This window comes from Halomonas kalidii (genome assembly GCF_030010475.1).
GTDB classification, from domain to species: domain Bacteria; phylum Pseudomonadota; class Gammaproteobacteria; order Pseudomonadales; family Halomonadaceae; genus Halomonas; species Halomonas heilongjiangensis.
This window is the reverse complement of sequence record NZ_JASCQN010000049.1, coordinates 43610-65988: the sequence shown is the minus strand read 5'-3', so window position 1 is coordinate 65988 and position 22379 is coordinate 43610. Positions and strand designations below refer to the sequence as shown.

General features: G+C 66.2%; 22 protein-coding genes. 15 read left to right on the top strand and 7 right to left on the bottom strand.

Going from position 1 to position 22379, the window contains the following annotated elements; all coding sequences use genetic code 11:
- Positions 1-86: 86 nt before the first annotated feature.
- Positions 87-458 (bottom strand): histone-like nucleoid-structuring protein, MvaT/MvaU family, encoded by a 372-nt coding sequence (locus QLQ85_RS15835; RefSeq protein ID WP_282739877.1) that lies wholly within the window; start codon positions 456-458, stop codon positions 87-89.
- Between the two features lie 793 nt (positions 459-1251).
- Entirely contained in the window at positions 1252-1479 is a 228-nt protein-coding gene (locus QLQ85_RS15830) for a helix-turn-helix domain-containing protein (protein WP_282739876.1), read from the bottom strand.
- Between the two features lie 100 nt (positions 1480-1579).
- Between QLQ85_RS15830 and QLQ85_RS15825 the strand changes: the two genes are divergently transcribed.
- Together QLQ85_RS15825 and QLQ85_RS15820 are read left to right on the top strand one after the other, a co-directional pair.
- Positions 1580-2167 (top strand): hypothetical protein, encoded by a 588-nt coding sequence (locus QLQ85_RS15825; protein ID WP_282739875.1) that lies wholly within the window; start codon positions 1580-1582, stop codon positions 2165-2167.
- Positions 2164-3555, top strand: coding sequence for a DEAD/DEAH box helicase (locus QLQ85_RS15820; RefSeq protein ID WP_282739874.1), 1392 nt, complete (start codon positions 2164-2166; stop codon positions 3553-3555). The genes QLQ85_RS15825 and QLQ85_RS15820 overlap by 4 nt, the downstream gene beginning before the upstream one ends.
- A 427-nt stretch (positions 3556-3982) precedes the next feature.
- Here the strand turns inward: QLQ85_RS15820 and QLQ85_RS15815 are convergent, their stop codons facing one another.
- Positions 3983-4198 (bottom strand): PA3496 family putative envelope integrity protein, encoded by a 216-nt coding sequence (locus QLQ85_RS15815; protein WP_282739873.1) that lies wholly within the window; start codon positions 4196-4198, stop codon positions 3983-3985.
- A gap of 181 nt (positions 4199-4379) precedes the next feature.
- Positions 4380-4811: a PAS domain S-box protein gene (locus QLQ85_RS15810; protein WP_282722165.1), complete on the bottom strand. Its 432-nt coding sequence runs from the start codon at positions 4809-4811 to the stop codon at positions 4380-4382.
- Positions 4812-5035: 224 nt separating this feature from the next.
- Between QLQ85_RS15810 and QLQ85_RS15805 the strand changes: the two genes are divergently transcribed.
- Positions 5036-5305: a SelT/SelW/SelH family protein gene (locus QLQ85_RS15805; RefSeq protein WP_282722166.1), complete on the top strand. Its 270-nt coding sequence runs from the start codon at positions 5036-5038 to the stop codon at positions 5303-5305.
- 54 nt (positions 5306-5359) lie between these two features.
- Entirely contained in the window at positions 5360-6250 is an 891-nt protein-coding gene (locus tag QLQ85_RS15800; RefSeq protein WP_282739872.1) for a DMT family transporter, read from the top strand.
- Here the strand turns inward: QLQ85_RS15800 and QLQ85_RS15795 are convergent.
- Entirely contained in the window at positions 6241-6984 is a 744-nt protein-coding gene (locus tag QLQ85_RS15795) for an arylesterase (RefSeq protein ID WP_407650401.1), read from the bottom strand. The two genes, QLQ85_RS15800 and QLQ85_RS15795, sit on opposite strands and share 10 nt — an antisense overlap.
- Before the next feature lie 22 nt (positions 6985-7006).
- Between QLQ85_RS15795 and QLQ85_RS15790 the strand changes: the two genes are divergently transcribed.
- The 10 genes from QLQ85_RS15790 to QLQ85_RS15745 all read left to right on the top strand — a co-directional run bounded on the left by QLQ85_RS15790 (position 7007) and on the right by QLQ85_RS15745 (position 19055).
- A complete protein-coding gene (locus QLQ85_RS15790) occupies positions 7007-7723 on the top strand; it encodes an ABC transporter ATP-binding protein (RefSeq protein ID WP_102629091.1) in 717 nt (238 codons plus the stop codon).
- Entirely contained in the window at positions 7720-10359 is a 2640-nt protein-coding gene (locus QLQ85_RS15785; RefSeq protein WP_282739871.1) for an ABC transporter permease, read from the top strand. Before QLQ85_RS15790 ends, QLQ85_RS15785 begins: the two co-directional genes overlap by 4 nt.
- A gap of 87 nt (positions 10360-10446) precedes the next feature.
- Positions 10447-11847: a hypothetical protein gene (locus tag QLQ85_RS15780; RefSeq protein WP_282739870.1), complete on the top strand. Its 1401-nt coding sequence runs from the start codon at positions 10447-10449 to the stop codon at positions 11845-11847.
- A gap of 131 nt (positions 11848-11978) precedes the next feature.
- Complete coding sequence (gene glyA / locus QLQ85_RS15775; protein ID WP_282739869.1) at positions 11979-13244, top strand: serine hydroxymethyltransferase; 1266 nt, start codon at positions 11979-11981, stop codon at positions 13242-13244.
- A 216-nt stretch (positions 13245-13460) separates the two neighbouring features.
- Positions 13461-14396 carry an HAD-IIB family hydrolase gene (locus tag QLQ85_RS15770; RefSeq protein WP_282739868.1) on the top strand — a complete coding sequence of 312 codons (936 nt, stop codon included), beginning with the start codon at positions 13461-13463 and terminating at the stop codon, positions 14394-14396.
- Positions 14393-15613 (top strand): glycosyltransferase family protein, encoded by a 1221-nt coding sequence (locus tag QLQ85_RS15765; protein WP_282739867.1) that lies wholly within the window; start codon positions 14393-14395, stop codon positions 15611-15613. Before QLQ85_RS15770 ends, QLQ85_RS15765 begins: the two co-directional genes overlap by 4 nt.
- Positions 15614-15716: 103 nt before the next feature.
- Complete coding sequence (locus tag QLQ85_RS15760) at positions 15717-17126, top strand: MBL fold metallo-hydrolase RNA specificity domain-containing protein (RefSeq protein ID WP_282739866.1); 1410 nt, start codon at positions 15717-15719, stop codon at positions 17124-17126.
- 99 nt (positions 17127-17225) lie between these two features.
- Positions 17226-18107: an MBL fold metallo-hydrolase gene (locus tag QLQ85_RS15755; RefSeq protein ID WP_282739865.1), complete on the top strand. Its 882-nt coding sequence runs from the start codon at positions 17226-17228 to the stop codon at positions 18105-18107.
- 61 nt (positions 18108-18168) lie between these two features.
- Positions 18169-18630, top strand: coding sequence for a YeeE/YedE family protein (locus QLQ85_RS15750; RefSeq protein WP_282739864.1), 462 nt, complete (start codon positions 18169-18171; stop codon positions 18628-18630).
- Complete coding sequence (locus QLQ85_RS15745; protein WP_282739863.1) at positions 18627-19055, top strand: DUF6691 family protein; 429 nt, start codon at positions 18627-18629, stop codon at positions 19053-19055. Before QLQ85_RS15750 ends, QLQ85_RS15745 begins: the two co-directional genes overlap by 4 nt.
- A gap of 15 nt (positions 19056-19070) precedes the next feature.
- On the opposite strand, the gene dsbG is transcribed toward QLQ85_RS15745, so the two are convergent.
- Both dsbG and QLQ85_RS15735 read right to left on the bottom strand, forming a co-directional pair.
- A complete protein-coding gene (gene dsbG / locus QLQ85_RS15740) occupies positions 19071-19823 on the bottom strand; it encodes a thiol:disulfide interchange protein DsbG (RefSeq protein WP_282739862.1) in 753 nt (250 codons plus the stop codon).
- Between the two features lie 108 nt (positions 19824-19931).
- Positions 19932-21743, bottom strand: coding sequence for a sugar phosphorylase (locus tag QLQ85_RS15735; protein ID WP_282739861.1), 1812 nt, complete (start codon positions 21741-21743; stop codon positions 19932-19934).
- Positions 21744-21896: 153 nt separating this feature from the next.
- On the opposite strand from QLQ85_RS15735, the gene nrdR reads away from it, so the two are divergent.
- Positions 21897-22379 carry a transcriptional regulator NrdR gene (nrdR, locus tag QLQ85_RS15730; protein WP_102627725.1) on the top strand — a complete coding sequence of 161 codons (483 nt, stop codon included), beginning with the start codon at positions 21897-21899 and terminating at the stop codon, positions 22377-22379.

Below are 22379 nucleotides of genomic sequence, written 5' to 3'. Positions count from 1 at the left end.
CCCGAGACGCTCCAAGCGTTTTCACACAGCCTGGGCCGAAAGCGACCCTGCCTGCCATGTCTCTGGCAGGCAGGCTGTAGAATATATTAGTCCTCAGTTTTCATTAGCCACCCTTCCACAGTCTCGGCACCATACTCATCTTTCCACGCCTTCAGAGTCTTTTGGTTGCCACCGCGGGTCTCGACGACCTCGCCGGTATTTGGGTTCTTGTAGATTTTCAGCTTGCGCTTGGGGCGGCCGGTGCTTGTCGTGCTGGCAGTCTTAGAGGCAGTCGGCTGCGGGGCCAATAGCTTGATGACGTCAGCGGCTGACTTATCGAACTCACGCATCAGGGCTTCCAGCTTATCTTTGAACTGAAGCTCAGCCTTGAGGCGATCATCATTCTTTAACCTATCCAGCTCTTCCTGAAGCTGCTTGAGCTGCTGTTCCTTCTGCACGTAGGTGGTGAGAATAGACATGGAATTCCTCATTCTAGTGAGTATCGAGTAGAATCATGATGGCAAGTCTAGCTTGAATCAATGTATACGGCAATATCAGAAAAGGAGACTTCTACCGGATGTGATCCATGGTTTTCGCTTGATCTTCGTAAACTGGTCCAGGCGACAGCTCGACGCTAATTTCATAGGCGGACTTATAGCTCTGGCACCAACATGAAAGCGGCTTTCCGTACGGGCTGCTTTGGGGAGGTTATTGCTTTAATTATCAAGCAATGCCACGTCAGCATACCGAGCATGTTCCGGATGCGGAAAATGCTTGTAATTGGGAACCATACCGAGAATTAACAAGCAGCATCGACAAAAACTATTGGTCTAATAGATCGCGACGATGCCTGAGAATTGTAGCTCTGGAGCGCTCGTGGGCTATTTGTAGTGTTTCATGCACTTTCTCCTTTGAAGCGAAGCTCCTTCCTATAATACTGGCTGTGCCTAGCGTTACATATTCACCTGTACGCTTCCGACTGCGTAGCACTTTACGAGGTGAGCTTTGGGGGTGTGTCTTATCCATGGCGGGCTCTTGAAAGTTACATTCTTCGATTTCACTCAGATGAGCATATATGATTGCGGATGCTGACTTTCATGACTTGATAGTTTAGATTATCTTGAGTAGCAAAGCAATATAGGTATTCTAGTATGAAAGGTTCCAAGAAAAGCGCCCCCTTTTTCAGACTTATAGCTCTGGCGGCGGTCGCTGAGCGGTTCGCTGTCTCAAAAAACTCCAACATCCCGTGGCTGACACTGTGTTAGAATCAGCTCACTCGTGAATGTCTTTGATCTCGGGAAGGAATAAGGCGGGCTCGCAACCCACCACCCTGGCAATGCGATATAGCATCTCGACCGTGATGTTGACTTCACCCCGCTCGATGCGACCCACATAGCTTCGATCAATACCGCTCAACAAGGCCAGGTTGTCCTGAGATAGCCCGCGAGCCTTCCTCCAGTACCGAATCCGCTCCCCTACCGCTTTCGCCAGCTGGTCCATGGCCGCCTCAAAATCGCTTGAGGCGGCACTATCATTCGTTTGCGGACCCACAGGCCACGGATTATAATCCGCATTTCATGTCTTTTTCCTCGGACCTCCCATGAAGCCCACTTCGTTCACCCTCGACAAACGGCTGTATGAGCTGCTGCAGGATGAGGGGCTCACACAATTCACTACCGCGTCCTTGCGGGATGCCTATGCCTCCCGACTGGGGGGCACCCCCTATAAGCTCGGTGAGGTTCGCCGCTATGTGTATGAGCAGATTCGCCGCATGCTGAGGGCTGGCTGGCTCGTGCTCGACGATGAGCGCCGTAAGCGGGGGCAGGTCTATCATCTGCGCCCCATGCCGGAACACTTGCAGCTGAAACTGATTGACAATGGATTCGAGAAGAGCCTCAAGCCCGAGCACAAGACAAAGCGGACATCGCCGGAACCCTCGCAGAGCCTTGCTGCTTCCGGAACCGAGGCTGAGGTGTACCAGCGCTTGGAGTCGACCCTCAAAGAAGTCCGTCTGGACTTCCTGACATCGATGGGGGAAACAGAACGGTACAAGCTTCTACTCGATGAGATGCCGCACCTCCGGAGCCACGTGGAACATGAGTATCAAGAGGCCAAGGATCGCAGCTCTCGCCTATTGGGCCACCTCCGGGCGGTAGAAAAGACGCTTACAGCATTGCCCTCGCAATGACGATGCCGGGACTGCGAACATGGCAGCGGTGGTGCATCGAGGCAGCGCTGGCCCATTTTGTTACCACACCCCACTTCCTCTGCCAGGCAACACCGGGCGCCGGCAAGACGCACTTGGCAGCGGCTCTGGCTCGCTGTCTCTTTGAGAGGAACAAGATCGACCTGGTGCTCTGCTTTGCGCCCTCATGCCAGGTAGTGGACGGGTTTCGCACGACCTTCGCAGACGTACTGGATAAGCGGCTCGATGGCTTAGTCGGTGCCGTTGGCGGCGCTTACACCTACCAGGCCATGGAGCACCGAGATGATACCTTCTGGCAGCTGCTTGATGAGTATCGCGTGTTCGTCGTCTTTGATGAAATCCACCACTGCGCCGGGCATGATCCCCTGTTGAGCAATGCCTGGGGGCAGCAAATCCTGCAGAGAATCCAGGACCGTGCTGCCTATACGTTGGCGCTCTCGGGCACCCCGTGGCGTTCTGATAACTTGGCCATCGCCCTTGCACGCTATTCCTCTCCGGGAGGGGAACTGATCTGCGACTATCGTTATGGTCTACAAGAAGCCATTACCGATGGGGTGTGCCGTTCCCCGCGCATTGTTCTGCTGGACAATCAGAAAGTGCAGCTCACCGAAGCGCTGGAGACCGAGAGCACCGTCAAGCTCTTCCCTAGTATTGCCGCACTGCTCGGGGAATCCCCTATCACCTACGAGGATCTGTTGCGTCACGATGATGTGATGCGTCAAATACTGGGGCTGGGTTGCGAGAGGCTGGATGAGGTCCGGCGCTCAAAGCCGAATGCGGCGGGCTTGGTCGTTGCGACCGATATTGAACACGCTCATCAGGTCGCCCTAGCCCTAGAGGCCCGAGGAGAGGCCTACCATGTTGTCACTAACAGGACCCCGGACGCTCAGCAAGTAATCAATGCATTCAGGAATGATAATTGCCGCTGGATTATTGCTGTTGGGATGATCAGTGAGGGAACGGATATTCCCCGACTTCAAGTGTGCTGCTATCTGAGTCGTATCCGTACCGAACTGCACTACCGCCAAGTTCTGGGTAGAATTCTTAGGCGTACCGGGGAAGCCGATAACCAGGCATGGCTGTTCATGCTTGCAGAGCCCACGCTTCAGCGGTTCGCTGAGCGTATCGCAGAAGATCTTCCGGATGATCTAGCGGTGTTGAGCCAGGTTGAGCTTCCTTCAGCACCCTCTGGGCAGAAACATGGTGCAGCGGAGTTCTCTTATGAGCCTGATGGAATATTGTCAAATGAGGCTGGGGCTTCGGCGGAAGGTGCTTTAATGTATGGTTATGACTGTAATACAGCTGTTTCGCCAAGCTATCAGGTGAGCTTCTCTCACCATTACCGTCAGGTGTTGCTGGACTGCTTTTGAGATGAGAAGAGCCGCTGCCACCATCAATTTTTGATGAATCCTGAGCCTAGCACTAGCCTCAGCTATCATGTCGATAGGAATTTTTCTCAAAAAGGTCTTTTGTAACCTTTGAACGGCAAAAATACGCCGAACGTAACAAAATCGAGGCGGTTTCAGGGGTATGGCGCCGCTAGGTGGCTCCGAAAGCCGCTAGCTATGGACGTTCAAGCCCCTTCAGCCATGTGGGTGACAAAATTCCATCAGTATTTGAAGGGTATTGCGCCATGGAATGCCACTTGGTTGGAGGATGTCGGTGGCCACGATGATAGTGGCCGGGCCGGGGAAAGGCCAGCCGCGACTCGGGGGAGTCGGCTATCTGCCCATCCGGGGGAGGGGCCGCGACCGACGGCGGGTCGCCTCGTACGATCCGACCGCTACGGGGAGGGCGTTACTCCTCCTCTTCGTCGTCGTCGAGGAGCATCCAGTCGTCCTCGATGGCACGCTGCAGGCGGCGCTCTTCGAGCAGCGACTCGACGCGGCGGCGGGCGCGCAGGGTGTCGGCGCGACTGGCGGGGCGCGAACGACCGTAGTCGTCGTCGTTGACCGCCTCTTGATAGTCCTGCTCGTCGTCGAGCGCCTCGTTGACCAGGGGTTCACGGCTCATGCAAAGCCCTCCCATGACCCAGTGCCATTCGGAATCGCTTCTCGTCCGAATGCGCGGACCCTGAAGCGCCAGTCGGCAACGGCGGTTGCCTGCTGGCTATATATCGCCACCGGCGGCGCAGGGCAATACCCTGCGGCGACTTTTTTTGCCGGTGCGCGTCGCCGGGCCGGGGAGGAGACCGCTAAAGGCCGTACTCGGCCTTGAGACGCTCCAGTTCCTGCTGCGCCTCGACCCGCTCGGTGACGTCCTTCTGTACGCCGATGTAGTAGGTGAGGTTGTCGTCCTTGTCGTAGACGGGGGTGATCGAGAGTTCGTTCCAGAACAGGGTGCCGTCCTTGCGGTAGTTGCGCAGCACCTCGCGGCAGGGGCGCCCCTCCCGCAACGCCTTGCGGAGCACGTCCAGCCCCGGCTGATCGCGATCCTCGTTCTGCAGGAAGCGGCAGTCACGGTAGAGGATCTCGTCGGCGCTGTAACCGGTCAGGCGCTCGAAGCCCTGGTTGACGTAGATCAGAATGTGCTCGTCGCCCTCCTGCTCGGCGACCACGATGCCGTCTGCCGAGGCATCGACGATACGCTCCAGCAGGTCCGGGCTGATCAAGGGGGATCGTTTCATGCAGGGTTCCTGTCGCGGTTCCCGCTCCGAGCGCCAGGACGACGCCATCGGGGAGCATTGTGTTGCCACCATCATGGCCAGCCACGACCGGGATTTCAACGCACGGCACGCCCGTCGTATCGCCGGTCTGGCGTTCGTCGAGACGATATCGATCGGCATTCGGCCATGGAGGCACCCCGGCTGGTATCATCGCAGACATCCATTTGTTGCGACGGGGAGGTGACATGTCACGTATTCGCATCCACTACTGCACCCAGTGCCAGTGGCTGCTGCGCAGTGCCTGGTACGCACAGGAGCTGCTCTCGACCTTCGGCGAGGACCTCGAGGAGGTGGCCCTGGTGCCCTCCCATGGCGGCTATTTCGAGATGTTCCTCGACGACGCTTCTCTGTGGGAGCGCAAGCGCGATGGTGGCTTCCCCGATATCAAGGCCCTGAAGCAGGCGGTACGCGATCGCCTCGACCCGGACCGCAGCCTGGGACATATCGATCGATAAGGCATCATGGCTACGGGCTACGGGCTACGGGCCTCCAGATAATGGGGAAGCACCATGACACAGGAACGTCAGGCCATGCTGTTCGGACTGGGCGCGGTGGCGCTCTGGTCGACGGTGGCCACCGCCTTCAAGGTGGCCCTCTCCTACATGTCGCCGCTGGAGCTGATGTGGATCGCCTCGCTGGTCTCCTGGGCGCTGATCGGCGTGCTGGTGGTTCGTAAGGGGTTGCTGGGGGAGGCGCTCGGCCGGGGTTGGCGCACCGCCGCCTGGGCCGGGCTGATGAACCCGGTGGCCTACTACCTGGTGCTGTTCGCCGCCTACGACCGGCTACCCGGCCAGGAGGCCATGGCGCTCAACTACACCTGGGCGCTGGCCATGGCCTTCCTCGCCGTGCCGATCCTCGGCCAGCGGCTGACCCGCATCGACGTGCTCGCCGGGCTGGTGGCCTACTCGGGGGTGTGGGTGATCGCCACCCGCGGCGCGGTGTTCGACGTCGCCTTCGCCGACCCGCTGGGGGTCGGTCTGGCGCTGGCCTCGACCCTGCTCTGGGCGCTCTACTGGCTGCTCAACGCCCGCGATCACCGTCCGCCGCTGGTGGCCCAATGGCAGAACTTCAGCATCGGGGTGCCGGTACTCACGGTGCTGCTGCTGGCCGGGCCGGGCCTGCAGTGGCACGGCTGGGCGGGCCTGGGGGCCGGGGTCTACGTGGGGCTGTTCGAGATGGGCATCGCCTTCGTGCTGTGGCAACTGGCGGTACACCGAATCTCGCGCACGGCCAGGGTCGCCAACCTGATCTTCCTCTCGCCGCCGGTCTCGCTGGTGCTGCTCTTCTTCATTGTCGGCGAGCCGATCCTGCCGTCGACCCTGGTCGGCCTGGTGCTGATCCTCGGCGGCCTGGGGCTGCAGCAGTGGCAGAAGAGTCCCGCGCCGGCGGCTCAATCCTGATCGGCAGGGGCACCGGAGAGGGTGGCCGGCTCCGCGCCGTTTTCCTCGAGCAGCGGCTCGAGCTCGGGCCAGACGGTGTCGAGGATGATCGGCTGGGCGTCCGCGGTGGGGTGGATGCCGTCGCCCTGCATCAGGCCATCTTCCAGCGCCACGTCCTCGAGCAGGAAGGGCACCAGCGCAAGCTCATACGCCTCGGCGAGCCGGAGGAAGACCCCGGTGAAGGCGTCCCGGTAGGCCTGGCCGTAGTTGGGCGGGATGTCGATGCCGAGCAGCAGCACCTCGGCGCCGGCCTCCCGGCTGGCCTCGATCATGTCCGTCAGGTTGGCCTCGAACTGGCCCGGGGGCAGGCCGCGCAGGCCGTCGTTGCCGCCCAGCTCGAGCAGAACGATGTCCGGTGAGTGCTGTCCGAGGAGCTCGGGAAGCCGGTTGGCACCGCCACTGCTGGTCTCCCCGCTGATACTGGCGTTGACCACTTGCGCCTTCCCGTCCAGGCGTTCCGCGAGCAGACTGACCCAACCCTCGTGCCGTTCGATGCCGTAGGCCGCGCTCAGGCTGTCTCCCATCACCAGCAGCACCGGGCGTTCCGCCGCCAGCACCGGGGCGCAAGCCAGGGCGAGCAGCAGGGCCAGCCAGGCGAACGCGAGCCGCCGCCCTGGGGCGGCGGGGCGCCACGCATGACCTCGAAACAGAGCGGTGCGAATCAGACCAGCCGGTACCGGAACAGCGCGTACCAAAAAACCAGGGAACCCCTTCACCATGTCCATTACCTCGCGAGCGCATGCCTCACCGATTCTACACACAGATCACCTGATCAAGCAGGTGCAGAGCGGCGAACGGCGGCTCACCATTCTGAGTGACCTGCGGCTCACGGTGTTCCCCGGCGAGAGCGTGGCGATCCTCGGCCAGAGTGGGGCCGGCAAGTCGACCCTGCTGGGGCTGCTGGCCGGGCTCGATGCACCCACCGGTGGCGAGCTCGAGCTGTTCGGCCAGCCGCTCTCGGCGCTGGACGAGGACGGCCGGGCGCGGCTGCGCGCCGGCCGGGTGGGCTTCGTGTTCCAGAACTTCCAGCTGCTGCCGACCCTGACCGCACTCGAGAACGTGCTGTTGCCGCTGGAGCTGACGCCGCAGCCCGACGCCGAGGCGCGCGCCCGCGACTGGCTGACCCGGGTGGGCCTGGGCGAGCGGCTCGACCACCTGCCCAAGCAGCTCTCTGGCGGCGAGCAGCAGCGGGTCGCCCTGGCGCGAGCCTTCGTCACCGGTGCCGAGCTGGTGTTCGCCGACGAGCCGACCGGCAACCTGGACCCGGCCACCGGCGAACGCATCATCGAGGCGCTCTTCGCGCTCAACCACGAGGCCGGCACCACCCTGGTGCTGGTCACCCATGACCATGCGCTGGCCCGGCGCTGCGATCGCTGCCTGCGCCTGGAGCAGGGCAGGCTGGTGGAAATGACCCGCGACGAGGTGGACGCATGAGCGGTATCGCCTCCCGGGCCATCTCTCCCCTGGCCGGCGCGACGCGGATGCTGCGGCTCTCGGCCCGCGGGCTAGCCCGCGACCTGCGTGCCGCCGACGTGCGCGCCCTGTTCGTGGCCCTGGCCCTGGCCGTGGCCGCGTCCACCATGATCGGCTTCTTCCTCGACCGCCTCGATCGCGGCCTGACCCGCCAGGCGGGGCAGTTGCTCGGCGGCGATCTGGTGCTGGAGCAGAGTCGCCCCTTCGACGCCGCGCTGCGCCGGGACCTGGAGGCAGCGGGCCTGACCCTGAGCGACCAGGTCGGCATGGTTTCCATGGTCAGCCACGACGATGCCTTTCAGCCTGCCAGCCTCAAGGTGGTGGACCGGCACTACCCCCTCTATGGCGAGGTCCAGGTCGATCGTGGTCAGGGGCGCGAGACGGTCGCCCACGGGCCGGCGCCCGGCGAGACCTGGTTGGCGCCACGGCTGGCGTTGCTGCTGGAGGTGGAGCTGGGCGACCGGGTGCGCCTTGGCGAGTCCGAGCTCTTCGTGAGCGGCCTGGTCGAGCGCGAGCCCGACCAGCAAGGCGGCTTCGGCAACTTCAATCCGCGGTTGATGATGCACACCGATGACCTGGCGGCGACGAACCTGGTGCAGGATGGCTCGAGGGTCTCCTTCGAACTGCTCGCCGCCGGCCCGGTGGAGGCGGTGGAGCGTCTCGCCCCGTTGCTCGAGCGCCTGCGTCGCGACGGGGTCGAGGTGCGCGACGTGCGCCGCGACCGGCCCCAGCTCGGCAATGCCCTGGAGCGGGCCGAGCGCTACCTGAGCCTGGCGGGGCTCGCCGCGGTGCTGCTGGCCGGGGTGGCCGTGGCCATGGCCACCCGGCGCTATGTCGACCGTCATCTGGATACCGCGGCCCTGCTGCGCTGCTTCGGTGCCACCCAGGCCGAGCTGACCCGCCTGTTCGCGCTGCAGCTGCTGTGGCTGGCGCTGGTGGCCTCGGCGCTGGGGGCCGTACTGGGGCTGGCCGGCCAGGCGGTGTTGCTGCGGCTGTTGACCACCTTCCTGCCGCTCACGCTGCCGCCGCCGGGAGCATTGCCGCTGTGGCTGGGAGTCTTCACCGCCCTGGCGGTGCTGGTGGGCTTCGCCGGCCCCACCCTGCTGCGGCTCAAGCGGGTCAGCGCGCTCAAGGTGCTGCGTCGCGAGCTCGACCCGATGCCGGCCTCCGCCTGGCTGGTGGTGGCCGTGGCGGCCCTGGTGTTCGGTGGCCTGCTGTGGCTCTACTCCGGCGACCTCGGTCTCTCCATCGGGCTGCTCCTCGGTGGCCTGGTGATGCTGGTGGTGCTGTGGGGCCTCGGTGCACTGCTGCTGTCGGCGGTGCTGCGGCTCGCCTCACGACTCCCGCGACGGGGTGGCCAGGAGGGCGGCCTGACCCAGGCCCTGCGCCTGGGCGGCCAGCAGCTCGCTCGCCGGCGGCGGGCCAGCCTCGGCCAGTTGCTCGCCTTCTCGGTGACCTTCTTCGCCATGGCGATGATCGCTCTGGTGCGGGGCGACCTGTTGACCACCTGGCAGGACCAGCTGCCCGAGGAGACCCCCAACTACTTCGCCATCAACATCCAGCCCACCGAACGCGAGGCCTTCGAGAGTGCCCTGGGCGATGCCGCCGATGCGCGCAGTGCCCTCTACCCCATGGTGCGCGGGCGCATCACCGCCATCAACGACCGGTCGCCCCGGGAGGCGGTGCCGGCGGAGTCCCGCGGCGACAACGCCCTGCGCCGCGAGCTCAACCTCACCTGGCGCGAGACCCTCCCCGAGGGCAATCGCCTGGTGGCGGGACGGTGGTTCGACGGAGTTGCCGGAGAAGGGGCGAGCGGTGAGGCCGCCGGCTGGTTCGATGCGGTGGACGCCGAGCCCCCTTCCGACTCCGACAGCGCCCGGGTACCGATCTCCATGGAGGACGGCCTGGCCGAACGCTTCGGGCTCGGGCTCGGCGACACCCTCACCTTCACCATCGGCGGGGCCGAGGTCGTCGGAGAACTGACCAGCCTGCGCGACCTGGACTGGGACAGCTTCCGGCCCAACTTCTACGTGATCTTCCCCCCGGGGGTGCTGGAGCGCTTCGGTCACAGCTATATCACCGCCTTCCACCTGGACGGCGACGACGGCGACACCCTGCGCCGCCTGGTGCGGGAGTTCCCGGGGGTCTCGCTGCTCAATATCGAGGCCATCCTCGGCCAGGTGCGCGAGGTGCTGACCCAGGTGACCCGGGCGGTGGAGCTGGTGCTCGGCTTCGTGTTGCTGGCCGGCGTCAGCGTGCTCTATGCCGCCCTGACCGCCAGCCGGCCGGTGCGTGCCCACGAGAGCGGCCTGCTGCGGGTGTTCGGCGCCGGCAACCGCTTGCTCTCCCGGGCCCAGGGGGCCGAATTCGCCATCCTGGGGCTGGCCAGCGGCCTGATGGGGGCGCTGCTGGCCGAACTCGCCACGGCCGCCATCTACCTGGCCTGGTTCGACCTGACGCCGCGGCTGCACGGCTGGCTGTGGCTGGTGCTGCCGCTGGGCGGGGCGCTCGCGATCGGCACCATCGGCCACCTGCTCTCCCGAAGCCTGCGTCGTCAGGCGCCGGCGGCGAGCCTGGGGTTGCTCGGCGAGACCTGAGTCGACGCTCCCTGCAGCGATACGGGGCGGGGCTCGGGCTCTCGGGTTAGACTCAACCAGATGAACCGTTCACACCGGAGGTGTTCCGTGCCCGATTCCCGCTGGCCCCTGATCGCCGGGGTCTCCCTGCTGCTGGCCGCAGCATCGGCGCTGGCCGACGAACCCGAGCGCCTGGAGGCCGACCTGCGTGCCATGTTCGGTGGTCACGGCAGTGTCGAGCTCGGCGAGGTCTCCGGGGCGCTGTTGCGCAGCCGTGCCACCGCCGAGGATCTGGTCTTCGAGACCGACGAGGGCGAGCGCCTGCGTCTCGCCCGCTACATCGTCAACGGTGACTACGACAGCCCGGACGAGGTGATCCTCGAGGGGCTGCGGATCGAGGACGGCCTGACCGAGCTGCCGCTGATGAGTGCCGAGCGCATCGTGCTCGGCGAGCCGTCCCAGGCGGTCTTCCCGCTGTATGGCGACCTGGTGCCGGAAGACGTGAGCTTCGGCAGCCTGGCCATCGACGACATCGTCATCGACCTGGCCTCGGAACTCGCCGAGGAGCTCTTCCAGGGGGCGGCCTTCCGCGGGAGCGAGGGCCGCCTGACCATCGCCAGGGTGCGTGGCGAGTCGCTGGCCCACGACGCCATCGGCATGCTGGAGATCACCGACGTGGCCGGCACCGGGCAGGACCTGGACGACCTGGGAAGCGGCTCCTTCACCCTCGGCTCCCTGCGCCTGGAGGGTCTGGCCGGGCTGGATGGCGACCAGGAAGAGAGCCTGGCCCTGCTGGCCCTGCGTGACCTCGATATCGCCTCGGACCGTCTGGTGGGCACGCTGGCGGCCCTGGATCTCGATGGAGATTTCGGCGATGGCTCGGGCGGCCTGAGCCTCGAGGACTTCCATGTCGATCTGGCACGCATGATCGCACTCGCCCCGGAAGAGGAGCGGACCCGACTGCGCATGGCCAGCAACGTGCTCACCGACGGCAGCGGCGAGCTGCGGCTGGATGCCGCCTTCCTCGGCGACTGGGAAGAGGAGGGCGGTCGCAGCGTCCTGAGCAGCGAGAGCCGTGTGACCGCCCATGATGCCTTGCGCCTGCTCTTCGACATCGAGTTGCCCGTGGTGCTGCCCGACGGCGTCGCCCCGGCCGATGTCTTCGCCGATAGCGATCTGCTCGAGGCGGCCACGCTGCTGGGCGGCGATCTCCATCTGACGCTCGCCGACCAGGGGCTGTTCGCCCGCCTGGCCACCCTGGGCGCCGCCATGGAGGGGGTGACGGAGGCCCAGTACATCGAGCAGCTACGCACCCAGGCCCAGGGGTTCGGCATGATGTTCGGCGCCCAGGTGCAGTCTATCCTGATGGGGCTGGTCGACCTGCTCGAGGGCAGCGCCAGCGAACTGGCGATCGACATCACCCTGCCGGCGGAGAGCAACCTGGCGACCTGGACCGACGATCCCATGGGCGTGCCGGACAGGCTGTCGCTGAGCGTCGAGACCCGCTGACGCTGTAGCCTGGCTAAAGCCTGCATGAGAAAAGATGGTGATGCCCATGACGGCCTTTCAAGTGAAAGCCGTCATGGGCTGGGGTATCATGCGGAGCTCAGATTCTTCCCGTGATGCGAGGTTTCCCGCCGATGTTCAGCCGTGACATGCAGATTGCCGGTTTCGATGATGCCCTGTTCGATGCGATGCAGAAGGAAAGCGCGCGTCAGGAAGCGCACATCGAGCTGATCGCCTCCGAGAACTACGCCAGTCCCCGGGTGATGGAGGCCCAGGGCAGCCAGCTGACCAACAAGTACGCGGAAGGCTATCCCGGCAAGCGCTACTATGGCGGTTGCGAATACGTCGACATCGTCGAGCAGCTGGCCATCGACTATGCCAAGGAGCTGTTCGGTGCGACCTACGCCAACGTCCAGCCCCACTCGGGCTCCCAGGCCAACGGCGCCGTCTTCCAGGCGCTGGTCAAGCCGGGCGACACCGTGCTGGGCATGAGCCTGGACGCCGGCGGCCACCTGACCCACGGGGCCCGTCCCAACTTCTCCGGCAAGCACTACAACGCCGTGCAGTACGGCATCGACGAGAACGGTCGCATCGACTACGACGAGGTCGCCAGACTCGCCCGCGAGCACCGGCCGAAGATGATCATCGCCGGCTTCTCGGCCTACTCCCAGATCATCGACTGGGCGAAGTTCCGCGAGATCGCCGACGAGGTGGGTGCCTATCTGCTGGTCGACATGGCCCACGTGGCCGGCCTGGTGGCCGCCGGTGTCTACCCGACCCCGCTGCCCCACGCCCATGTGGTCACCACCACCACCCACAAGACCCTGCGCGGCCCGCGCGGCGGCCTGATCCTCTCCAGTGAGGGCGACGCCGACATCGAGAAGAAGCTGCAGTCTGCGGTCTTCCCGGGCATCCAGGGCGGTCCCCTGGAGCATGTCATCGCCGCCAAGGCGATCTGCTTCAAGGAGGCCATGGCAGCGGACTTCAAGACCTACCAGCAGCAGGTGGTCAAGAACGCCCAGACCATGGCCGGGGTGTTCATCGAGCGCGGCTTCGACATCGTCTCCGGCGGCACAGAGGACCATCTCTTCCTGCTCTCGCTGATCAAGCAGGGGCTGACCGGCAAGGACGCGGACGCCGCCCTGGGCCGCGCCCACATCACCGTCAACAAGAACGCCGTGCCGGGCGACCCCCAGAGCCCCTTCGTCACCTCGGGCCTGCGTATCGGCACCCCGGCGGTGACCACCCGTGGCTTCGGTGAGGCGGAATGCCGCGAGCTGGCCGGCTGGATCAGCGACATCCTCGACGTCATGGCTGCCGGCGATGATACCGCCGCCATCGAGGCCGAGGTGAAGGAGAAGGTCGAGGCCGTCTGCGACCGCTTCCCCGTCTATCGCTGAGGAGCCGGGCTCGAGAGCGCCCCGCACGCGACGCCCCCTCATGGTGCACCACGAGGGGGCGTTTTCATGTACTTCTCCGGTGTGCGCCGTCATCCGGCAGCGGTTGCCGCTGCCGGACGGTCGGTGGTGAGACGCCGTTGCGTGCCGGTTATCGCCCTGACTGGCACGCTCCCTGCATCAGGCATGTCGACTTCACCACCATGGAGCCGACACGCCATGCCCCAGCACCCTTCCCGTGACTCGGTCACCCAGGACCCCGCCCTGCGCCCGCGTCTGCTCTTCACCGACCTGGACGGTTCGCTGCTCGATCACCACAGCTACGACTGGTCGCCCGCACGGCCCTGGCTCGCCCGGCTTAAAGCGCTCGGGGTGCCGGTGATCCCGGTGACCAGCAAGACCCGCAGCGAGATCGTGCCGCTGCGCCGGGCCATGGGCCTGGCGGACACCCCCTTCATCGCCGAGAACGGCGCCGTGGCCGGGCTGCCGCCGGCCTGGTGCCACGCCCGGCTGGATCGCGGCCCCGGCCCCGACGGCCTGGTGATCAAGACCCTGGGGGTGGACATCGGCTTCATCCGCAAGCGGCTCGCGGTATGGCGTGAACGGCTCGGTGTCACCTTCACCACCATGAGCGAGATGTCGCTGGAGGAGCTGACCGACTTCACCGGCCTGGCGGAACCCGAGGCGCGACTGGCGCGGATGCGCGAAGGCAGCGAACCGCTGATCTGGGCCGATGACGACGACGGGCTCGTGGCCTTCCGGGAGGGGCTCGAGGGCGACGGCCTGCGCCTGGTCCGCGGCGGGCGCTTCTGGCATGTCACCGGCGAGTCCCACAAGGGCAGCGCCGTGAGCTGGCTGATCGAGCGCTTCCAGGCGCTGCGCGGCAGCCGTCCCCTGAGCCTGGGGCTCGGCGACGGCCCCAACGATATCGCCATGCTCGAGAGCGTCGACCAGGCGGTGGTGATCCGCGGCTGTCATGGGCTCGAGGTGTCGCCGCAGCAGCCGGCGCTCTACCGCAGCGAGGCGACCGGCCCCGCCGGCTGGGCCGAGGGGGTGGCCTACTGGTGGGGGCGAGCCGACCGCCGGGTGATACCGGCGGAGGCTCAAGCAACCCATCGGCTCGGCGGGCGTGAAGCCCCGGGGGAGGCGGCATGAGTGACTTCCACCAGAACGGCATCGTCACCGACTTCCACAACCTGACCCGTCGCCCGCTGGCCGAGCTCGAGGCCGACCTGGTGCGGTTCTCGGCACGCCGGCCCATGAGCCTGATCCTGCCGTCGCTGTTCTCGGAGCTCGAGGGGCCGGCACTGGCGCATATCGTCGACGAGATCGCCCGGGTACCCTACCTCGGCGAGGTGGTGATCGGGCTCGATCGCGCCGACCGTGGCCAGTTCCTCCACGCCCGGGAGTTCTTCTCGGCGTTGCCCCAGCACCACCGCATCCTGTGGAACGACGGCCCCCGGCTGCGGACGCTGGATGCCGAGCTGGAGGCCCAGGGGCTGGCCCCCCAGCAGCCCGGCAAGGGCCGCAACGTCTGGTACTGCGCCGGCTATGTGCAGGCCTCGCAGCGTGGCGCCGTGGTCGCCCTGCACGACTGCGACATCCTCACCTATGATCGCGGGATGCTGGCGCGGCTGTTCTATCCGGTCGCCCACCCCCACTTCAACTACGAGTTCTGCAAGGGCTACTACCCGCGCATCGCCCAGGGGCGGCTCAACGGCCGGGTCTCGCGGCTGATGGTCACGCCGCTGCTGCGGGCGCTCAAGAAGATGCACGGGCCGCTGCCCTACCTGGAGTACCTCGACAGCTACCGCTACCCGCTCTCCGGCGAGTTCTCGATGCGTGCCGAGGTGCTCGACGGCATCCGCATCCCCGCCGACTGGGGCCTGGAGATCGGCGTGCTCTCCGAGGTGCACCGCAACTATTCGACCAAGCGGCTGTGCCAGGTCGACCTGGCCGACGCCTACGATCACAAGCACCAGCCGGTCTCGGAAGAGGACGCCTCGAGCGGGCTCAACCGCATGAGCCTGGATATCGCCAAGGCACTCTACCGCAAGCTGGCGACCCAGGGCGTGACCTTCAGCGCCGAGGGCTTTCGTACCCTCAAGGCCACCTACTATCGCCTGGCGCTGGACCTGATCGAGGCCTACGACCACGATGCGGTGATGAACGGCCTGAGCCTGGATCGCCACGACGAGGAACGCGCGGTGGAGCTGTTCGCCGCCAACCTGCTCGAGGCGGGCAGTGCCTTCCTCGACAACCCCGGCGAGCGGCCCTTCATCCCCAGTTGGAACCGTGTCAAGGCGGCGATTCCCGAGTTGCCGCAACGCATGGCCGAGGCCGTGGAATGCGACAACGCCGGCCAGGTATGATCCAGCGCAAGCCCCCACCACCGAGTCCGCATCGGGCAGGGCGCGAGCCGGCTTGATCCAGTATGCTGAAGGCATGGTTGCGCAGGGAAAGGATCGAGACGCCATGTCGACACTGACATTCCAGGGGGCGGTCGGCGAGGTCACCGGGTCGCGCTATCTCATCGAGGTGGACGGCGACGGCGGCGCCTACCGGCTGCTGCTCGAGTGCGGCCTGCACCAAGGGGGCAGCGATGCCGATGCGGCCAATGCCAGGCCCTTCGGCGCCCTGGCCGGACAGCTCGAGGCGGTGGTGCTCTCCCACGGCCATCTGGACCACTCGGGGCTGCTGCCCAAGCTGGTGCGCGAGGGCTACCGCGGGCCGATCCACTGCACCCGCGGTACCCGCGACCTGCTCGACATCATGCTGCGTGACGCCGCCTTCGTCATGGCCAAGGACATCGAGTGGGAGAACAAGTGGCGCAAGCGCAACGACAAGCCGCCGGTCGAGCCGCTCTACGAGCTCGAGGACGTGGAGCGCACCCTGGCGCTCTGCGAGTCCCATGGCTACGGCCAGCCGGTGAACCTGCCCGGTGGCACGACCCTGGTGTTCCGTGATGCCGGTCATATCCTCGGCTCGGCCATCGTCGAGCTCGGCATCCCCTCCGGCGGCCAGATCAAGCGCCTGGTGTTCTCCGGCGATCTGGGCAACCCCGGCTCGGTGCTGATGAAGGATCCCGAGAAGGTCTTTGATGCCGACCTGGTGCTGATGGAGAGCACCTACGGCGATCGTGACCACCGCCCCCTGGACGAGACCCTCGAGGAATTCGCCCGGGTGCTGGCGGAGGCCCATGCCGATGGCGGGAACGTGTTGATCCCCGCCTTCGCCGTGGGCCGGACCCAGGAGATCCTCTACCACCTCAGCGTGCTCTACCACGAGGGGCGGCTGCGCCAGCAGATGGTGTTCCTCGACAGCCCCATGGCGATCCGGGTCACCGAGCTCTACCATCGGGCGCGCAAGTCGCTCGACTCGGAGGATCTCAAGGTGCTCAACATCGCCGCCAGCGGCGACACCAGCCGGTACCTGCCGATCCTGCGCCTGACCCGCACGGTGGAGGAGTCCATGGCCATCAACCGTATCCACGGCGGGGCGATCATCATTGCCGGGGCAGGCATGTGCAACGGCGGACGGATCATTCACCACTTCCGCTATAACCTCGAGAAGCCCAATACCCGCCTGGTGATCGTCGGCTTCCAGGCCGCCGGCACCCTGGGTCGCCAGCTCGTCGATGGCGCCGAGCGGGTGCGGGTGCTCGGTCAGGAACTGGCGGTGAAGGCCAGGGTGCATACCATCGGCGGTTTCTCGGCCCACGCCGGCCAGAGCCAGCTTATCGGTTGGGCCGGCGCCTTCCGTGACCATCCGCGGTTCTACCTGGTGCACGGCGAGCCGGGCACCCAGCATGTGCTCAAGGCCGCCCTGGCCGAGAGCGGCATCGAGGCCGAGATCCCCGCCTACGGTGATCGCATAGAGATCTGACTTCGTCTTTTTTATAAAAAAATGGACTAAGTTTAGATCTTGTTTTTCATCCATGCTGTCGCCATCTCGTGAGGCAACGACATTCAGGAGGTGCTTCCCATGTCCAAGCCAACCGCGGCCCGACCCATTGTCACCCACTTCTTCGATGAGCCCACCAACACCTTCAGCTATGTGGTGCAGGATCCTGATTCCACGTCCTGCGCGATCCTCGATTCGGTGCTCGACTTCGACTACGCTGCCGGACGCACCGACGTGCGCTCCGCCGACGCCATCATCGCCTTCATCCAGCGCGAAGGGCTGTCCGTGGAGTGGATCCTCGAGACCCATGTCCACGCCGACCACCTCTCCGCCGCGCCCTACCTGCATGAGAAGCTGGGCGGCAAGACCGGCATCGGCGCCAACATCACCGTGGTCCAGGAGGTCTTCGGCAAGGCCTTCAACGCCGGCACCGAGTTCGCCCGCGACGGCAGCCAGTTCGACCGCCTCTTCGAGGAGGGCGACACCTTCGCCATCGGCCACCTGGAGGGGCGGGTGCTGCACACCCCGGGCCATACCCCGGCCTGCCTGACCTATGTGATCGGCGATGCCGCCTTCGTCGGCGACACCCTGTTCATGCCCGACTACGGCACCGCCCGCTGCGACTTCCCCGGCGGCGATGCGCGGACCCTCTATCGCTCCATCCAGAAGGTGCTGGCCCTGCCGGGCGAGACCCGGCTGTTCCTGTGCCACGACTACAAGGCACCGGATCGCGAGGAGTACCAGCACGAGACCAGCGTGGCGGAGCAGCGTGCCCACAATGTGCATGTCCACGAAGGGGTCAGCGAGGAGGAGTTCGTGAAGATGCGTACCGAGCGCGATGCGACCCTCGACATGCCGACGCTGATCATCCCCTCGGTGCAGGTCAACATGCGCGCCGGCCATATGCCACCGGCAGAGGACAATGGCCAGGTCTACCTGAAAGTGCCGATCAATCGGTTCTGAGTCCCGGCTGACGACCCGCTGGTGGCCCACCCATGACACCGTACACCGGAGGAGACGCATCGTGGATGTGACAGCAAGCCTGCATGGGCTGATCGGCGGCGTGCTGATCGGCCTCGCGGCCACCTGGCTGATGGCGACCCTGGGCCGCATCGCCGGCATCAGCGGGATCATCGGCAACCTGATCACCGTCAGGCCGAAAGGCGACAGCGCCTGGCGGCTGACCTTTCTGCTCGGCCTGATCAGCGGCCCGATCGTGCTGATGCTGCTCGGCGGCGGGCTGGGCAACGTCGCCGGTAGCCCGGGCGAGGTGGTCGGCCAGCCGGCCGGTGGCGTGCTGCTGATGCTGGTGGCCGGCCTGCTGGTGGGCCTGGGCACCGGCCTCGGCAGTGGCTGCACCAGCGGCCACGGCGTCTGCGGCCTCGCCCGGTTGTCGGTGCGCTCCCTGATGGCCACCATTACCTTCCTGGTCACCGCCATCGTCACCGTCTTCGTGGTCCGGCACCTGATCGGAGGTGGCGCATGAAGACCGAGACCCTCAAGCCCCTCATGGGCTACGTCGCCGGTTTGCTGTTCGGCCTGGGCCTGGGCATCTCGGGCATGACCGACCCGGCGCGGGTGCTGGGCTTCCTCGACGTCGCCGGCGCCTGGGACCCGACGCTGCTGTTCGTGCTGGGCGGCGCCGTGGTGACCACCTTCATCGGCTACCGGCTGGTCCTTCGTCGCCCCCACCCGATCTACGCCGAGGCCTTCCAACTGCCGACCCGCCAGGACCTGGACGCCCGGCTGATCGGCGGCGCCGCCCTGTTCGGCATCGGCTGGGGGCTGTCGGGCTACTGCCCGGGACCGGCCTTCGCCTCCCTCGGCGGGCTGACGGCGCCGTTATTCGCCTTGCTGGTGGCGATGATCGCCGGCTGGTTCCTGGCCCGGGCGATGCCCGCCCGAGCCTGAGGCTCCGCGCTCCGGTCAGGGTGCCTCGCCGCCCATCAGTTCGATGAGTTGCGCGGGGTCGGGCATGCCCTGAATCCGCACGAGACGCTGGCCATCGCGTGCCACGGTCGTCGGGGTGGCGATCAGGCCGAATTCCTCGAACAGCTGGTTGTTGGTGTAGACCTGCTCCTCGATCTCCCGGGGCTGGGCCGAGGGGGCGATCGATGTGCCGCTCTCGTGCTCGTGCAACGCCGAAGCGGGGTCGTCGGCGCCCAGCAGGGCCGCGGCCTTGGCCGGGCTGTCCTGTGCCAGGATGCCGACCATGACATGGCGCAGCTGCACCTCGCCGGCCTCGACCCACGGCCGCGCGGCTTCCCAGAACTGCCGGCAGTAGGGACAGTTGGGGTCGGTGAAGGTATAGAGCACCCGTGGGGCCTCCGGGTCGCCGTCTTGGATCCAGTGGCTGCGTTCGAGCCGCTCCCACGCCTCGGCATCCTGGGCACTGCGCACGTGCTCGTCGAGTGGTGCGCTGGAGAGGTCGTTGCCCGCGGCGTCCACCAGGGTGCCGACCACCGCATGCTCGCCGTCGGCGGTGACGTAGATGGCGAGTTCGCGGCCCTGGGCGCTGGCGGCGTAGCCGGTGAGGCCGCCGGGGGCCGCGAACTCGGCATGGATGGTCAGGCCCTGGTCGGCCAGCGCCCGGACCGGGGCCGGCCAGTGGTCGTCGGCCAGGGCCGCGGCGGTGAAGACCAGCAGGACGGCGCTCAGGGCGAGCGGGATGGGGCGCATGACGGGGTCCTCGTCGATTCGTGGGCATGGCGTCCCGCTGACACTAGCATGTCGTCGTCCCCTTGCCTCCCTTCAGGCCACCGCTTCCTTCAGGTCACCGCCGGGTGTTCACCCGTCATCGATGGTGTCATCGCCGGGCAGCACCAGCCACAGGCTGCGGTAGGGGGCGAGGCTCTCGCAGCGCTCCCAGGGCGCGTGCTCCAGCAGGTCGAACCAGGGGTGTTGGCCGAGCATGGCGAGCTCCAGCGGCTGGCGCCGGTCGCTGACGTTGTGGATCGCCAGCAGCCGGCGGCCGTCGGCCAGCGGGCCCCGCTCCAGTACCAGCAGCTCCGTGGGGGAGGGCACCACCCGCTGCGGGGTGTCGGGATGGAAGCAGGGCTCCTCGCGACGCACCGCCAGGCGTCGCTTGAGGGCCAGGAAGACCTCGCGGGTCGGGGTGTTGCGGCTGTCGAGCAGCTCGGCCAGCTCGTCGCGTTGCCAGCGGCGACGGTTGATCGAGCGCAGTCGCCCGCTGCGCTCGACGCCCTCGTGGTCGTTGAGGGTGCCGGTCAGCGAGTGCAGGTAGAGCGCCGGAATGCCCTGCAGCGCCAGCATCAGGTGCTGGCTGCACAGGAATCGCTCCACCTGCCAGGGGTCCGGGCCGCGGCGCGTGCCCTTCATCGCCTCGAACCAGGTGATGTTGATCTCGTAGGGGCTGTCGCTGCCGTCGGGGGCGGCGCGCATGCTGACGAAGCCGCCGAAGCGGTGCATCAGCTCCAGCAGTGCCTCGATCTCGTGGGGCGGTAGCCAGCCCTCCAGCGGCCGTACGCCGATGCCGTCGTGGCTGGCGGTGAAGTTGAGGTAGCTGCAGCCAGGGGGCAGGGCGGGTAGGCTCTCGAGCCAACGGGCCAGGGTGCCGGCCTCGCCGCTGGTCAGGGTATGCAGCAGCAGCGGCGGCAGGGAGAACTGATAGACCAGGTGGGCCTCGTCGGGGGGAGAGGGAGGACGATCGAGACCCCCGTCTGAAAGACGATCGAGACCAAAGTAGCCGAGGTTCTCGCGATGGGGGACATTGGTCTCGGTGAGCAACAGGGTGCCCGGCGCCATGTGGTCGACGATGGCGCGCAGCAGTCGCACCACCTCGTGGGTCTGGGGCAGGTGGATGCAGGGGGTGCCGACCTCCTTCCAGAGGTAGGCGATGGCGTCCAGGCGGATGACCCGGGCACCCTGTTCCAGGTAGAAGAGCAGGATGCCGACGAACTCCAGCAGCACGTCGGGGTTGGCGAAGTTCAGGTCGATCTGGTCCTCGGAGAAGGTCGCCCAGAGGTGGCGGGTGCCGCGTCGGGTCGACACCGGCACCAGCAGCGGGCTACTGCGCGGGCGCACCACCGCCGAGAGGTCGGTGGTCGGGTCCATCTCGATGAAGAAGTCGCGCCCCGGCAGGCTGCCGCTCAGGTAGTCGACGAACCACAGTGACTCCCGGGAGACGTGGTTGAGCACCAGGTCGACCATCAGGTCCCGGCGTTCGCCGAGCCGCCGGATATGCGACCAGTCACCGAGTGCCGGGTCGACCTCGCGATAGTGGATGACCGAGAAGCCGTCGTCGCTGCTCCAGGGAAAGAACGGCAGCAGATGGATGCCGCTGAAGGAGTCCGGCAGGCGCGCCTCGAGGAAGGCCTCGAGTGCCTCCAGTGGCGGTCGGTCGCCATCGAGCAGGCTGTCGCCATAGGTGATCAGCCACTGGTCGCGCTCGCTCCACAGCGGCACCGGTTCGCGGCCGTCACGGACCGGCATTGCACCACGGCGGTGCGAGAGCAGGGTCAGCAGGCGCCGCAGCACCTCCTCGGCGCGAGGGCCGTAGAGGAAGGCCAGGCGATCGCGGGCCCGGTCGATGAAGGCGGTACCGTCCAGGGGGCGGGAGAGCGAGCGGGAGAGTGTCATGGAAAGTCCGTCGAGTGGCCGGGATGTCGTACGCCGCAGGCGTCGTGTTTTCCCTTGCAGGTCATGTGCCAACCGGGTGCACGCTGGGCGCTGGCCCCACGAGCCGCTACAATGCAGCATCGCTCCTTCTCACGCCGACCCCGGAATCCATCGATGCACTGTCCCTTCTGCGGAACCCATGACACCAAGGTGACCGACTCCCGGCTGGTGGCCGAGGGCGACCAGGTGCGCCGTCGCCGCCAGTGTGTGGCCTGCGGCGAGCGTTTCACCACCTACGAGACCGCCGAGCTGGTGATGCCGCGGGTGGTCAAGGGCGACGGTTCCCGGGAAACCTTCGACGAGACCAAGCTGCGCGCCGGCATGCTGCGTGCCCTGGAGAAGCGTCCGGTCAGTGCCGAGTCGATCGAGGCCGCGGTGGAGCGCATTCGCCAGACCCTGCGGGCCCGCGGCGAGCGCGAGATCCATGCGCGCGACATCGGCGAGGAGGTGATGCATGCCCTGAAGCGTCTCGACCAGGTCGCCTACATCCGTTTCGCCTCGGTCTACCGCCGCTTCCAGGACATCGACGAGTTCCGTGCCGAGATCGATCGCCTGTCCCAGGAGCCGACGTTCCGGCCCGACGAGCCGCGGGACTGA

What these genes read in the sequence shown, in the direction of transcription:
- glyA (WP_282739869.1), top strand. Translation starts at nt 11,979, where the DNA reads ATGTTCAGCCGTGACATGCAGATTGCCGGTTTCGATGATGCCCTGTTC.
- QLQ85_RS15770 (WP_282739868.1), top strand. Translation starts at nt 13,461, where the DNA reads ATGCCCCAGCACCCTTCCCGTGACTCGGTCACCCAGGACCCCGCCCTG.
- QLQ85_RS15825 (WP_282739875.1), top strand. Translation starts at nt 1,580, where the DNA reads ATGAAGCCCACTTCGTTCACCCTCGACAAACGGCTGTATGAGCTGCTG.
- QLQ85_RS15755 (WP_282739865.1), top strand. Translation starts at nt 17,226, where the DNA reads ATGTCCAAGCCAACCGCGGCCCGACCCATTGTCACCCACTTCTTCGAT.
- QLQ85_RS15735 (WP_282739861.1), bottom strand. Translation starts at nt 21,743, where the DNA reads ATGACACTCTCCCGCTCGCTCTCCCGCCCCCTGGACGGTACCGCCTTC.
- QLQ85_RS15800 (WP_282739872.1), top strand. Translation starts at nt 5,360, where the DNA reads ATGACACAGGAACGTCAGGCCATGCTGTTCGGACTGGGCGCGGTGGCG.
- QLQ85_RS15810 (WP_282722165.1), bottom strand. Translation starts at nt 4,811, where the DNA reads ATGAAACGATCCCCCTTGATCAGCCCGGACCTGCTGGAGCGTATCGTC.
- nrdR (WP_102627725.1), top strand. Translation starts at nt 21,897, where the DNA reads ATGCACTGTCCCTTCTGCGGAACCCATGACACCAAGGTGACCGACTCC.
- QLQ85_RS15835 (WP_282739877.1), bottom strand. Translation starts at nt 458, where the DNA reads ATGTCTATTCTCACCACCTACGTGCAGAAGGAACAGCAGCTCAAGCAG.
- QLQ85_RS15830 (WP_282739876.1), bottom strand. Translation starts at nt 1,479, where the DNA reads ATGGACCAGCTGGCGAAAGCGGTAGGGGAGCGGATTCGGTACTGGAGG.
- QLQ85_RS15765 (WP_282739867.1), top strand. Translation starts at nt 14,393, where the DNA reads ATGAGTGACTTCCACCAGAACGGCATCGTCACCGACTTCCACAACCTG.
- QLQ85_RS15820 (WP_282739874.1), top strand. Translation starts at nt 2,164, where the DNA reads ATGACGATGCCGGGACTGCGAACATGGCAGCGGTGGTGCATCGAGGCA.
- QLQ85_RS15760 (WP_282739866.1), top strand. Translation starts at nt 15,717, where the DNA reads ATGTCGACACTGACATTCCAGGGGGCGGTCGGCGAGGTCACCGGGTCG.
- QLQ85_RS15790 (WP_102629091.1), top strand. Translation starts at nt 7,007, where the DNA reads ATGTCCATTACCTCGCGAGCGCATGCCTCACCGATTCTACACACAGAT.
- QLQ85_RS15745 (WP_282739863.1), top strand. Translation starts at nt 18,627, where the DNA reads ATGAAGACCGAGACCCTCAAGCCCCTCATGGGCTACGTCGCCGGTTTG.
- QLQ85_RS15805 (WP_282722166.1), top strand. Translation starts at nt 5,036, where the DNA reads ATGTCACGTATTCGCATCCACTACTGCACCCAGTGCCAGTGGCTGCTG.
- dsbG (WP_282739862.1), bottom strand. Translation starts at nt 19,823, where the DNA reads ATGCGCCCCATCCCGCTCGCCCTGAGCGCCGTCCTGCTGGTCTTCACC.
- QLQ85_RS15785 (WP_282739871.1), top strand. Translation starts at nt 7,720, where the DNA reads ATGAGCGGTATCGCCTCCCGGGCCATCTCTCCCCTGGCCGGCGCGACG.
- QLQ85_RS15815 (WP_282739873.1), bottom strand. Translation starts at nt 4,198, where the DNA reads ATGAGCCGTGAACCCCTGGTCAACGAGGCGCTCGACGACGAGCAGGAC.